The following is a 15,032-nucleotide window of genomic DNA, read 5'->3' as shown; positions in this document are numbered from 1 at the left end:
TACGCGGCGTGCACGACCATGAACGGGGTGGCGCCGTGGCTACGGGCGTAGTCGGCGATCGCACCGTACAGGTCGGCGTCGAGGTCGAACCGGTGGTCGGCACCGCGCATCGACTGCGAGGCGGGGCGCGATCGGTCGGTCGGCAGGTCGAGCTTGTCCGGCAACGCCGCGAGCGCGCCGCGCCAGTAGGCGATCTGCCGGGCCGCGACCGACTCCGGATCCTTCTCGTCGCCGAGCACCGCGCGCTGCCAGATGCTGTAGTCGGCGTACTGGACGGGCAGCGGGCTCCAGCTCGGGGTGTCGCCGGCGACGCGGGCACTGTAGGCGACCATCACGTCTCGGGCGAGCGGGCCCATCGACAGACCGTCGCCCGAGATGTGGTGCAGCACGAGGACGAGCACGTGCTCGCGGCCGGAGACACGGAGCAGGCGTGCGTGCAGCGGCACCTCGACCGTGACGTCGAAGCCGCGCAGCACCGTCTCCGCGATGGTGGCAGGCAGCTCGCTCTCCGCGACGTCGACCGGCGTGAGGTCCGGCACCACCTCGGCCGCGGGTACGACCACCTGGTGCGGCCCGGCGTCGGAGTCCGGGAACATCGTGCGCAGCGACTCGTGCCGCTCGATCACGTCGAGGACCGCGGCACGCATGGCGTCCACGTCGAGCGCCCCGCTCAGCCGGACCGGCAGCGGCAGGTTGTAGGCGGGCGAGGACGGGTCGTACCGGTTGAGGAACCACATCCGCTGCTGCGCGAGCGAGAGCGGGGTCCGCTCGCCGCGCTCCTGCGGGAGCAGTTCGGCGCGGTCGCGACCCTCGTCGCGGAACTCGAGACGGGTGGCCAGTTCAGCGACGGTCGGGGCGTCGAACAGGTCACGCACGCCGACCCGGACACCGAGCGCCTCGCCGACCTTGGCGGTGACGCGGGTGGCGACGAGCGAGTTGCCGCCGGCGTCGAAGAAGCTCTCCACCGCGCTGACCCGGTCCACACCGAGCACCTCGGCGAACACCCCGGCGATGATCTCCTCCACCGGGTTGCGGGGCGCGACGTACTCCGCGCCAGCGAGGTCGAACACCGGGTCCGGCAGGGCCTTACGGTCGACCTTGCCACTGCCGTTGAGCGGGAACTCGTCGAGCACCATGACCGCGGCGGGAACCATGTACGACGGCAGCGTCTGGGCGGCGTGCGCGGCGACGGTCTCGGCGGTGATCGGGTGCGCACCGCTCGGCACGACGTAGCCGACGAGCTGGTCGCCGGTGTGCGGATCGGTGCGGACCACGACGACGGCCTGGCTGACGCCGGGCGCGGTGGCCAGTGCGGACTCGATCTCGCCGAGCTCGATCCGGTTGCCGCGCACCTTGACCTGGAAGTCGGTGCGGCCGATGTACTCGACGATGCCGTCGGCACGCCTGCGCACCAGGTCGCCGGTGCGGTACATGCGGGACCCGGCAGCGACATTCCCCGTCGCTTCGCTCGCCTCGGCGACATTCCCCGTCGCTCCGCTCGCCTCGGCGACATTCCCCGTCGCTCCGCTCGCCCCGGAAAACGGGTCCGCCACGAACCGGTCGGAGGTGAGGTCGACGCGGCCGTGGTAGCCGCGGGCCAGCTGGACGCCCGACAGGTACAGCTCACCCGCGACACCGACCGGAACCGGCTGCAGACGCGAATCGAGCACGTACAGCTTGGTGTTCCACATCGGTACGCCGATCGGCACGGTGCCGCGATCGGCGTCGGTACACGGCCAGGTCGTCACCGCGAGCGACGCCTCGGCCGGACCGTAGAGGTTGTCCAGCGGCGCGGCCGCGAGGGCGCGGAACCGCTCGGCGGTCTCGATCGGCAGCGCCTCACCGATCGCGATGACCGCACGCACCGAATCCGGAATGCGCGCAGACGAACTCGAGACGAACATCGCCAGCATCGACGGCACGAACTGGACGACCGTGACCCGCTGATCAACCATCAGGGCGGACAGGTACTCCGGGTCGCGGTGCCCGTCGGCCCGCGCGATCACCAGGCGCGCACCGGTCTGCAGGGTCCAGAAGAACTCCCACACCGACACGTCGAAGGTCATCGGGGTCTTGAGCATCACCGCGTCGTCGGTGGTGAGCTCGTACTCGTCCTGCATCCACAGCAGCTGGTTGACCAGGCCCGCGTGCGGCACCGCGATGCCCTTGGGCCGGCCGGTGGAGCCGGAGGTGTACATCAGGTTCGCCGGGTGCTCCGGGCGCAACCGCGTGATCCGGTCGGCGTCGGTGACGGGGGCGCCGCTGCGCTCCGAGACGTCGAGCCGGTCGATCTCGAGCACGACGGCGGTCTCGGGCAGCGACACCCGGTCGCGCGCGGTGGTCAGCACGCAGACCGGCTCGGCACTCTCGAGCACGTAGCCGTTGCGTTCGGCAGGGTGGTCCGGGTCGAGCGGCACGTACGCGCCACCCGCCTTGAGGATGGCGTACATGCCGACGAGCAGCTCGAACGACCGGCGGATCGACAGACCGACCACCGACTCCGGGCCGACGCCGAGGTCGATGAGGTGCCGGGCGAGCCGGTTGGCGCGCGCGTCGAACTCTCCGTACGTCAGCTCCTCGCCCTCGAACACGAGGGCCACCGCATCCGGGGTGCGTGCCACCTGCGCGTCGAAAAGCGCTGCGAGCGTGTCGAATCCGGCCTCGACCTCGGCCACCGTGTGGTCGGTGGCGTTCCAGGTGTCGAGCACGAGGGTGCGCTCGTCGGCGGACACCAGCGGGATGTCTCCGACCACCACGGTCGGGTCCGCCGCGACGGCCTCGAGGATCGCGGTCAGCCTGTCGGCGAACGACTCCGCGCCGGAGCGCTCGAAGAGGTCCGTGGCGTAGGTCAGGACCATGTCCACCGGCCCGGGTGCGCCGTGGGCGTCGGTGGTGTCGGTGACCGTCAGCTGCAGGTCGAAACGGGCCACGCCCGACTCGAACTCCACCGGTGCCACCGTGAGTCCGGGCAACTCCAGGCTGGCGCGGTCGATGTTCTGGAACCACAGTGAGACCTGGAACAGCGGATGGTAGGCCGCCGACCGGGTGGGGTTGAGTGCCTCGACGAGCCGCTCGAAGGGCACGTCGGTGTGCGTGAACGCGGCCAGGTCGCGGGCGCGCACCTGGGTGAGCAGGTCCGCGAACGGAACGTTCTCGTCGACCTCGGCGCGCAGCACGAGGGTGTTGACGAACATGCCGACGACGTCGTCGAGCGCGGCCTCGCCGCGACCGGCGATCGGTGTACCGACCGCGATGTCCTCGCCGCCGCTGAGCCGCGCGAGCAGCACGGACAGTGCGGCGTGCACGACCATGAACAGGGTCGAGTTGCTCGACCGCGCGACCTCGAGCAGGCGCGCGTGCAGGGCCGCATCCATCGTGAACGCGACGTCGCCGCCGCGGAACGACTGCTGCATCGGGCGCGCGTGGTCGGTCGGCAGTTCGAGTTGGTCGGGCAGGTCCGCCAGCGCGGTCCGCCAGAAGTCGAGCTGACGGGCCGCGAGCGACTCGGCGTCACGCTCGTCGCCGAGCAGTGCGCGCTGCCAGATCGCGAAGTCTCCGTACTGCACCGGCAGCGGCGACCACGCCGGCGCCGCACCGCCGGAGCGCGCGACGTACGCGATCATCAGGTCGCGCGCGAGCGGCGCCGAGGACCAGCCGTCGAAGGCGATGTGGTGCAGGACGAACACGAGGACGAACTCGCCCTCGCCGACCGCGAACAGTCGGATGCGCAGCGGCGCCGACGCGGTGACGTCGAAGCCGGCGGTCGCGAGCCCCACGATCTCGGACTCGAGCTCGTCGCGTCCGATCCGGGTGACCGCCAGATCCGTTGCGGCGGCGATTGTCTCGACCGGCAGCAGCACCTGGTGCGGGCCGGAGGCAGAGTCCGGGTAGTAGGTCCGCAGCGCCTCGTGCCGCTCGACGACGTCACCCATCGCGGCGGTGAGCGCCGCGACGTCGAGGTCGCCGGTGAGCCGGATCGCGAACGGCATGTTGTAGGCCGCGGAGTCCCGGTCGAAGCGGTTGAGGAACCACATCCGCTGCTGCGCGAGCGAGAGCGGCACCTGGCCGGTGCGATCCTGCGCGGCCAACGCCGGCCGGTCGCGCCGCTCCGCTTGCTCGACGAGCCTGGCGAGTTCTGCGACGGAGGGCGCCTCGAACAACTCACGCACGCCCAGGGACGCACCGGTGGCCTCGTTGAGACGGGAGATCACCCGGGTGGCGACGAGCGAGTTACCGCCCAGGTCGAAGAAGCTCTCGACGACGCTCACCTGGTCCACGCCGAGGGTCTCGGCGTAGATGCCCGCGACGATCACCTCGACCGGGTCACGCGGGGCGACGTGCTCACCCGCACGCGCGTCGAACACCGGCGCAGGAAGCGCCTTGCGATCGAGTTTGCCGCTGGCATTGAGCGGCATCGCGTCCAGCACGACGATGGCCGTGGGCACCATGTAGCGGGGCAACAGATCGACGAGGTGCTCGGTCAGGACGGTTTGGTTCAGGTCGACACCGCCACGCGCGACGACGTAGCCGACGAGTTGGTCACCGGTGTGCGCATCGCTGTGCAGCACCACCACGGCCTGCTCGACATCGGGGTGGCCGACTAGTGCCGCCTCGATCTCACCGAGCTCGATTCGCTGACCACGCAGCTTGACCTGGAAGTCCGTGCGGCCCAGGTATTCCAGCTGCCCGTGGGCATTCCACCGGACCAGGTCGCCGGATCGGTACATCCGCGAGCCGGCCTCGCCATACGGATTCGCTACGAAGCGATCGGAGGTCAGATCGGCTCGCCCCTGGTAGCCACGGGCCAACTGATCGCCCGCGAGGTACAGCTCACCCGGGACACCGATCGGAACCTGATTCAGACGCCTGTCGAGCACGAGGGTCGCCGTGTTCCACACCGGACGACCGATCGGCACGATGGCGGTACCGTTCGCGTCCGCGGTGTCCCAATAGGTCACGTGCACAGCGGTTTCGGTCGGGCCGTACAGGTTGTGCAACTCGGCGCCGAACAGTTCGCGGAAACGGGTGATCGCCTCCGAGGCCAGCGCCTCACCGGCAGCGAACACCACTCGCAGCGACTTGCATTCCTGCGACGAAGCCGTGCTGGTGAACAGTGCCAGCATTGACGGCACGAAGGACGTTGCGGTGACGCCCTGTTCGGAGATGATCGCCGCCAGGTAAGCCGCATCGCGATGACCGTCGGGCGTCGCGACGACCATTCGGCCACCGGTCACCAGTGGAACGAACAGCTCCCACAGCGAGACGTCGAACGTCGTCGGAGTCTTCTGCAGGACGACGTCGTCCTGGCCGAATCCGTATTCGGCGGCCAGCCACTGGATCTGATTCGCGATCGCCGCCTGCGACACCGCGACGCCCTTCGGCCGCCCCGTCGATCCGGACGTGTAGATCACGTATGCGGAATGCTCCGAGCGCAGCGGTGCCAGGCGGTCGGCGTCCACCACGGGTGCGCCTTCGACGCAGAGCAGTTCGAGCCGGTCGACCTCGAGCGTCCGGTAACCGTCCGGTACCGCCGAGGATTCGGCGACTGTGCTCAGTACGCAGACCGGTGCGGCCGATTCGAGCACGAATGCGGTGCGCTCGGCCGGATGATCCGGATCCACCGGGACGTAGGCGCCACCGGCCTTGACGATCGCGTACATCGCAACGATCAACTCGAGCGAGCGGCTCATCGCCAGGCCCACCCGGGTCTCCGGGCCGACTCCCTCTTCGATCAGCACCCGCGCGAGCTTGTTCGACTGAATATCCAGCTCGCGGTAGGTCAGCGAAGTGCCCTCGAAGACCACCGCGACGGCATCCGGGGTTCGCGCGACCTGCGCGCCGAAGAGCTCTGCCAGCGTCTCGCCGAACACCGGGGTGGCCGTGTCGTTCCATCCAGCCAATGTGCCGAGCTCGGCCTCGTCGAGCAGCGCGAGATCCCCGACCGCGGCGGTCGGCTCCGCGAGCACCCCGTCGATCACCTTGACGTAGCGGTCCGCGAACGAGCGCACGGTCGGTTCGTCGAAGAGATCTGTGGCGTAGAGGAAGGTCACCTCGTACCCGGCTCCGCCGCGCTGCTCCGAAACGGTCACTTCGAGGTCAAACTTCGAGACGGCGACCTCGATGCCCTCGGCACCGACGGTCAGGCCGGGCAGCGTCAGGGTCGGCTCGGCAAAGTTCTCCAGCGCGAACTGGACCTGGAACAGCGGCGAATGCGCCGTGGAGCGAACCGGATTGAGCACCTCGACGAGGCGTTCGAACGGCACGTCGGCGTGCTCGAATGCCGCCAGGTCGCTGGTGCGCACCTGCGCCAGCAGGTCCTCGAAGGTGACGGCGCCGTCGACCTGCGCACGCAGCACCAGGGTGTTGACGAACATGCCGACGAGGTCGTCGAGTTCGCGTTCGCCGCGGCCGGCGACGGGCGTACCGATCGCGATGTCCTGCTCGCCGGACAGCCTGCCCAGCAACACCGCCAGCGCGGCGTGCAGCACCATGAACGGCGTCGAGCGGTTGAGCTGCGCGAGCTGGTCGACGGCGCGACGCGTGCTCGCAGGGAGCGGAACCCGCACCCGCGCACCGGCTCCCGACAGCATGGCCGGGCGCGGCCGGTCGGTCGGCAGGTTCAGCACGTCGGGCAGGCCGGCGAGCTCGCGCGACCAGAAGTCGATCTGGCGCGCCGCGAGCGACTGGCCGTCCGCGTGGTCGCCGAGCAGTTCGCGCTGCCAGATCGCGAAGTCCGGGTACTGCACCGGCAGCGGAGCCCAGGCCGGCGGCACCGATCGGGTCCGCGCGGTGTACGCGACCATCAGGTCACGGGCAAGCGGCGCCAGCGACCAGCCGTCGGTGGCGATGTGATGCATGACCAGCGCCAGCACGTGCTGATCGGGCGCGATCTCGAAAAGGTGTGCGCGCACCGGGATCTCGGTGGTGACGTCGAACCCGACCGAGCCGAGCTCGAGCGCCCGCGCGGGCAACTCCTGCTCGGTCACCGGGATCGGAGTCAGCGCGAGGTCGATCTCGGCCAGCGGCAGCACGACCTGCTCTGCGCCGGTCGCGGTCTCCGGGAACACGGTGCGCAGCGCCTCGTGCCTGCCGAGGACGTCGCGCAGCGCCGCCGCCATCGCGGTCACGTCGAGCGCACCGGACAGTCGCACGGCGAGGGGCACGTTGTAGGTGCCCGCCGACGGGTCCATCCGGTTCAGGAACCACATGCGCTGCTGCGCGAGCGAGAGCGGCAACTCCTCCGGTCGCGCGACCGCGGTGAGGGCGGGGCGGTCGGTCGACCGCGACGCCGCGTGCTCGGCACGCAGGGCCAGCGCGCCGACCGTCGGCGCCTCGAACAGGTCTCGGGCACCGATCCGGATGTCGAGGGCCGCGTTGATCCGTGCGGTCACCTTGGTGGCGACCAGCGAGTTACCGCCGAGCGCGAAGAAGTCGTCGGTCAGGCCGACCCGCTCGGCTCCGAGGACTTCCGCGAACACCTCGGCGACGATCTCCTCGACCGGGTTGCTCGGAGCCACGTATTCCGTTGCGGCAGTGACGAACACCGGCGCGGGCAGCGCAGCGCGGTCAAGCTTGCCGACCGGGGTCAGCGGGATCTCGTCGAGCACGGTCAGCGAGCCCGGCACCATGTACGCGGTCAGCGACTCGCCGACGAACGCGAGCAGGTCGGCCGGGTCCACCACGGCGCCCGGCGCCGGGCGGACATACGCCGCGAGCTGGGTGTCGCCGTGCTCGTCGGTCACGCCCAGGGTCGCCGCGAAGTCGACCGACGGGTGCGCCACCAGGGCGGCGTCGATCTCGCCGAGTTCGATGCGCAGGCCGCGCACCTTCACCTGGAAGTCCGACCGCCCGACGTACTCGAGCGTCATCTGGTCCGTCCACCGCACCAGGTCGCCGGTACGGTACATCCGCTCGCCCTGGGCGCCGTACGGGTTCGCGACGAACCGGTCCGCGGTCAGCGCGCCGCGCGCGTGGTAGCCGCGGGCAAGGCCGAGGCCGGAGATGTAGAGCTCGCCGACGGCGCCCGCCGGGACCACCCTCAGTCGCTCGTCGAGTACCAATGCCGACGTGCCGCGGATCGGGCCACCGATCGTGATCGGCTCGCCGACTGTCAGCGGGGAGCTGATCGCGACCATGATGGTCGTCTCGGTCGGGCCGTAGCCGTTGTAGAGCTTGCGACCCGGCGCCCAGCGCTCGACGATGTCGGTCGGAACCGCCTCGCCGCCCGCGACCAGGTGCGTGAAACCGTCGAGGCCGGTCGGATCCACCGAGGCCAGCGCCGACGGCGTGACGAATGCGTGCGTGACGCCCTCGCGCGCGATCAGGTCGTGCAGCTCGCTGCCACCGAAGACGGTCGGCGGCGAGACCACCAGCGTCGCACCCGCGCCGAAGGCCATCGTGTACTCGAGAATCGACGCGTCGAAGCTCGGCGAGGACACGTGCAGCACCCGCGAGGTCGCGCTCACGTCGTAGCGTTCGCGCTGCTCGACCGCGAAGTTGTGCAGACCCACGTGGGTCACGACGACGCCCTTGGGCTGGCCCGTCGAACCGGACGTGTAGATCATGTACGCCGCGGCGGACGCGCTTCCGAGTCCCGACTCGGCGACGGTCAGCGGCGCCGAGGACAGTCCGTCGACCTCCGCGGCGAACGCGGGTTCGTCGAGGACGAGCCAGCCGGTCTCGGCTGCGGGCAGCAGGTCGCGCTCGGCGGCGACCGTCACGCCGACGCGCACGGCGGAGTCCGACAGCATGAACTCGATGCGGTCGAGCGGGTAGTTCGGGTCGATCGGCACGAAGGCCGCACCGGTCTTCGCGATGGCCACCATCGCGAGCACGGACTCGAGAGAACGGGTGAGCGCGAGCGCGACGAACTGCTCCGGCCCGACGCCGCGCCCGATCAGCGCGCGGGCGAGCCGGTTCGTCCGGTCGTCGAGCTCGCGGTAGGTCAGGTTGCGACCCTCGAAGCTGACCGCGATCCCGTCCGGTGCGGTCGCCACGGCATCGGCGAACAGCGCGGGCAGCGTGTCGGGCATCTCGCCCGCGCGGCCACGTACCGGCGCCAGCCGGGCCAGTTCGTCGGCGCCGAGGATGTCGATCGCGCCGACCGGCGTCGACGCGTCAGCGGCCATGACGCCGAGTACCCGGACGAACCGGGCCGTCAACGCCTCGACCTCTGCCGTCGGCAGCAGCGGCGGCAGGTACTTGACGGTGAAGTGCAGCTCCGGATCCTGCAGTGCGACAAGGGTCAGCGGGTAGTGCGTCGCGTCCTCGACGGCGACGTCACGGACGAACATTCCGGCGATGTCGGTGTCGGCGGTCAGTCCCGCCCGGTCCACCGGGTAGGACTCGAACACGGCGAGCGTGTCGAAGAGTGCGGCGAACCCGGTCTCGCGGTGGATGTCCGGCAGTCCGAGGTAGTGGTGGTCGAGCAGGGCGGACTGCTCGACCTGCAGGCGTGCGAGCAGGCCCTCGATCGACTCGTCCTCGTCGATCTGCACTCGGACCGGCAGCGTGTTGATGAACAGGCCCACCATCGACTCGACACCGGGCAGCTGCGGCGGCCTGCCCGCGACGGTCGCGCCGAACACGACGTCGCGACGGTTCGTCAGGCGCGCGAGCATGATCGCCCAGGCCGCCTGCACGACGGTGTTGACGGTGACGCCGAGCTGCCGGGCGAGCCCGACCAGTCCGGTCTCGACCTCCGGGTCGAGCGCCAGGGCGATCTCCTCGGGCACCGGCACCACGGTCAGCTCCCGGCCGGCCGCGAGCATCGTCGGGGCCTCGAGACCGGCGAAGGCCTCGCGCCACACCGCGAGCGACTCGGAACGGTCCTGCTGCTCGAGCCATTCCAGGAAGGCCCGGTAGGACGGGGCCGTGGGCAGCGCGATGTCGTCCGATCCCGCGGCGTACAGCACGATGAGGTCGCGCAGCACCAGCGGCAGCGACCATCCGTCGATGAGGATGTGATGGTTGGTCAGCGCCAGCCGGTACTCCTCGGCACCAGTGCGCACGAGCAGGAACCGCACGAGCGGCGGCTGGGCGAGATCGAAGCGCGTGACCCGGTCGACGGCGATCAGGGCGCTCGCATCGCCGGTCGGGTCGCCGGTGGCGCCGTCATCACCCTCGGTCAGGTCGACGTACACGAACGGCACGTCGACCGCGGAGGTCACCAGCTGGGCGGGGCTGCCACCCTGGTCGTAGACGAATGCCGACCGCAGGTTCTCGTGCCGGTCCAGCAGTCGCTGCGCGGCGGTCCGCATCCGGTCGACGTCGACCCGGCCGGCGAGCTCGAGCACGATCTGCGCGGTGTAGAGGTCCACCGACGTCTCGCTCAGAGTCGCGTGGAACATCATTCCCGCCTGCAGCGGCGAGAGCGACCAGATGTCGGTCAGCGCGGGGTAGCGCTCCTCCCACCGGTCGATCTGGGACTGCGTCACCGCGGCGAGCGGGACGTCGGACGGCGTCAGGCCGCCCGCGGCCGGAGACGCGGCGTACCGGGCGAAACCGTCGAGCACCGCCACCCAGCGGCGGGCGAGGTCCGCGACGTCGGACTCGTCGAACAGTTCGGAGGCGTACCCGAAGGTCGCGGTCAGGACGGCGCCGGCGCCCGCGTCGGTGGCGATCGCATCGACGGTCAGGGCAGCGGCCAGCGGCATGCCGGGGTCACGGTGCGCGCCGGTGGAGAGGGCGTCTCCGTCGGGCATCCATCCGAGCCCGCGGAACTGCTCGGGAATGTCGCCGGCGGAGAGCCTGCCGAGGTAGTTGAACGCGATCTGGGGGGTGGACCATCCACGCAGGATCGGCGCGGTGTCCGGGTTCAGGTGCCGGAGCAGTCCGAAACCGAGACCCCTCCCCGGGACCTCGAGCAACTGCTCCTTGACCAGCTTGAGCGCCGTGCCCGCGGATTCCCCACCGAGCCGGGCGTCGTCCAGGTCCACACCCGCGACGTCGAGACGAACCGGGTGCACGCTGGTGAACCAGCCGACGGTGCGGTGCAGGTCCGCGCCGGGAACGGCGGACTCGTCACGGCCGTGACCCTCGATCGACAGCAGGGTCGAGGACTCGCTGACCCCACGCGCCTTGCGCCAGTCGGCGACCGCGACCGCGAGCGCGGCGACCATCGCGTCGTTGACCCCGCCGCGCAGCGTCGCGGGCAGGTCGGTGAGCAGTGCGGCGGTGGTGTCCGCCGACACGGTGACCTCGACGGTCCGCTCGGTGGCCGCGACATCGCGCTGCGGGTCGAAGGCGCGCGCGCCGAGCAGCGGATCGGGACCCTCGACGATCGCCCGCCACGCATCGAGCTCGGCGACCCGTTCGGGGCGCACCGCGTCGTCGGCGAGGCCCTGCGTCCAGCGTCGCACCGAGGTGACGACGTCGGGCAGCGCGACGATCGGCGCCCCGGCCAGCACCTGCGCCCAGGCGGCCGCGAAGTCGGGCACCAGCACGCGCCAGGACACGCCGTCGACGGCGAGATGGTGGATCACCACGAGGATGCGACCGTCGCCGGACTCGCCGGCCGGGAACCAGACGAACCGAGCCAGGACTCCGTCGGCAGGCGCGAGGGTGCGCGCCGCCGCGGCCGAGGTCGCCGCGACGTCGGCCCCGGGGTCCGCGACCGTGATCAGGTCGTCCGCGTCGACGGAACCGACCGGGCGAACCCGGAGCACGGGCTCGCCCGCCTCCACGGTCAGCTGCGCGCGCAACATGTCGTGCCAGTCGACGACCGACTGGATCGTCGCCGCGACCTGTTCGCGGCGTGCGTCCGCCGGGATCGTCAGCAGCAGTGCCTGCGCGAATCCGTCGTAGTGGCCGTCCTCGACCATCGCACGGACGATGGGGGCCGCGACGACGTCACCGACTCCGCCGCCGGGCAGCTCGGTGAGCGTCGGGACGGCAGCCTCCGCGCCGACCGGGTTCGCGGCGGCCGCGATCGCCGCAATCGTCTTGCGTTCGAACACGTCCCGGGCGGTGAAGGACAGTCCGGCGGTCTTCGCCCGGGAGACCAGCTGCATCGAGATGATCGAGTCGCCACCGAGCTCGAAGAAGCCGGCCGTGGCGCTGACCTCCTCGAGACCGAGCACCTCCGCGACGATCCGCGCGAGGACCTTCTCGGCGTCGGTCCTGGGTGCGACGTATTCGGCGGGTGCCGCACCGAAGTCCGGGTCCGGCAACGCCTTCCGGTCGAGCTTGCCGTTGACCGTGAGCGGCATCTCGTCCAGGACGACGATCGCGGCCGGCACCATGTACGAGGGCACGAGCTGCGCGACGTGTGAGGAGAGGTCTGCGACGTCGACGTCGGCCCCGTCCGCGGCGAGCAGGTACGACACGAGCCGGTCGTGGCCGGCCGCGCTCGTACGCGCCTCGGTGGTCGCGAAGCCGACCGCCGGGTGCGATTCGAGTGCGGCGTTGATCTCGCCGAGTTCGATGCGGTAGCCGCGGATCTTGACCTGGAAGTCGGACCGGCCGACGTACTCGAGTGCGCCCTGGGGCGTCCAGCGGACGAGATCGCCCGTACGGTAGAGCAACTCACCGGGTTCGCCGTACGGGTTCGCGACGAAGCGCTCCGCGGTCAGCGACGGGCGGCGGTGGTAGCCGCGCGCCAGGCCCGCACCGTGGACGTACAGCTCGCCGACGACGCCGATCGGGCTGGGCGCCAGCGTCGAGTCGAGGACGTACAGCGACACGCCCGCCATCGCCGAGCCGATCGTCACCGGCTCACCCGCCGGCAGCGGCTCGCTGGCGGTGACGATGACGGTCGTCTCTGTCGGGCCGTAGGCGTTGACGAGGCGACCGTCCCAGCGCGCTGCCAGCTCGGGCGGGCACACGTCGCCACCGGTGACGATGCGGCGGACACTGTCGAGCCCGGCGGGGTCGAGGGTCTGCGCGGCCGGCGGGGTCGAGACCATGGTGGTGACGCGGTGGTCGCGGATCACGGCTGCCAGCTCGTCGCCGCCGAGGACGGTCGGCGGGACGATGACGAGTGCGGCGCCGTGCGCGAACGCGGCGAGCATCTCACCGAACGCGGCGTCGAAGCTGGGCGAGGCGAAGTGCAGCTCACGCGCCTGCGGGTGCATGAGGTAGCGGTCGCGCAGGTCGGCGGCGAGGGTGCTGAAACCCCGGTGGGTGACCACGACGCCCTTGGGGCGCCCGGTCGATCCGGAGGTGTAGATCATGTAGGCCGCGTTGTCCGGGCGGACCGGACGGGTCAGCTCGTCGGCGGCCACCGGCAGCGCGGACTGTTCGCCGACGGTGGCGAGAGTGTCGGCATCGTCGAGGACCAGCCACCGCACCGAATCCGGCATCTCGCTCGCATGCGCGGTCAACGTCAGTCCGGTGTGCACGCCGGAGTCCGCGACGATGTAGTCGATGCGCTCGGCTGGGTAGCTCGGATCGATCGGCAGGTAGGCAGCGCCGGCCTTGGCGATGGCCCAGATGCCCAGGATCGACTCCAGCGACCGCGGCATGGCCAGCGCGACGAACGACTCCGGGCCCACGCCCTGATCGATCAGGACGCGGGCCAGTCGGCTGGACCGTTCGTCGAGCTCGCGGTACGACCACGTGACATCGCCGAGGACGACCGCGTCGTGGTCGGGGAAGCTCGCGGCGGTGGTCGCCAGGATGTCCCCGAGCGAGACCGCCTCGGACTGCTGCGCGCCACGGCGCTCGAGCAGCCAGTCGCGTTCGGCAGGCGCGAGGTGCTGCAGCTCGGCGATCGGGCTGTCGGGGTCGGCGCCCGCGAACTCGGCGAGGAAGTCGAAGAACCGGGTGTGGTGACGCTCGAGCTCCTCGGCGGTGTACCGGTCCGGGTTGCCGATGAAGTCCACGTGCGTGCTCTGCCCCGAGCCCGTCTCGTAGAGATTGAGCATCAGGTCGTCGACCGGGCCGGACGAGAGCACGTGCAGGCTCGAGACCATCGAGCCGAGCCGCAGGTCGCCCAGGCCCATCATGATGTTGATGATCGGTCCGAAGAAGCCCCGGTCCGCGCTGGCCTGGCCGAGCTCGCGCTTGAGGTCCTCGGCCCGGTACCGCTGGTGGCGCAGCGCGCCGACCAGCTGGGTCTGGACGCTGGCGACGAGTTCGCCGAGGGTCTCGGCCTTGTCGATCCGGACGCGCAGCGGCACGACGTTGGACACCATGCCGCCCGAGCGGCGCATCGACGCGGTGACGCGACCCGACACGGGCAGCGAGAGCAACACGTCCCGCTGGCCGGTCAGTCGGGAGAAGTACAGCGCAAACGCCGCGATGGTGGTCGGAGCGAAGGAGGCGCCGTCGCGCTCGGTGATCTTGGTGATGGTCTCCGCGGTCAGCGGCGAGCTCTCGACGCGACTGAGTGCCTGAGCGGGAGCCTGGCGTGCCGCGAACGAGGCCGCCTCGGGCAGTCCGGCTGCGACGTCGAGCCAGTGCTGTCGGTCGCTCTCGAACCGCGTCGACGCGCGGTAGGTCGTCTCGTCCTCGTAGATCTTCCGCAGGCCGTCGGTCTTCGCAGCGGGCATCTCGCGGCCGCCGAGTGCCTCGGTGTACATGTCGGCGGTGCGGGTCATCAGCGTCATCGCGCCGTGACCGTCCAGCGCGACGTGATGGATGCGCGCGTACCAGTAGTGGTGGTCCTCTGCGAGCTTGAGGACGGCGCACACGATGAGGCGGTCAGTGAGCAGGTCGAGCGGAGCCGAGTACTCGGCCTGCATCCACTCGGCGGCAGCGGCGGCGGGATCGGCCTCTTCGGAGAAGTCGAGGCGGGCGAACGACTGGTCGATGGTGCGGTCGACCATCTGGTAGGGACGTCCGTCGACGTCGATCAAGCGGAGGTAACCCGACCCGAGTTCCTTGCCGACAACGATGCTGACCCGCTCGAGAAGGTCGATGTCGAGCTGTCCACGGAGTTCGACGTACTGGGCCATGTTGACCGGGACGTCGGGGTTCAACTGCTGCGAGAGCCACAATCCGAACTGGGCGGCCGAGAGGGGGAAGGCGTCGGCGGGGACGAGCCCGCCGTCCCCTGCCCCTGCCACCTTGTTCGTCGTTCCCTCGTCCAC

At 70.7% G+C, this 15,032-nt stretch carries 1 protein-coding gene (only partly in view); it reads right to left on the bottom strand.

Annotated elements, in window-relative coordinates; all coding sequences use genetic code 11:
• Positions 1–15,032, bottom strand: partial view of a non-ribosomal peptide synthase/polyketide synthase gene (locus FK531_RS13580; RefSeq protein WP_142100132.1) — the 5' portion only. 28,405 nt of this gene lie to the left of the window's left edge; the window shows 15,032 of its 43,437 coding nt (coding positions 1–15,032); the start codon lies at positions 15,030–15,032; its stop codon lies beyond the left edge, outside the window.

Source organism: Rhodococcus spelaei (assembly GCF_006704125.1).
Taxonomy (GTDB): Bacteria; Actinomycetota; Actinomycetes; order Mycobacteriales; family Mycobacteriaceae; genus Rhodococcus_G; species Rhodococcus_G spelaei.
The sequence above is the reverse complement of the archived record's forward strand: the minus strand, read 5'-3'. Positions and strand labels throughout refer to the sequence as shown.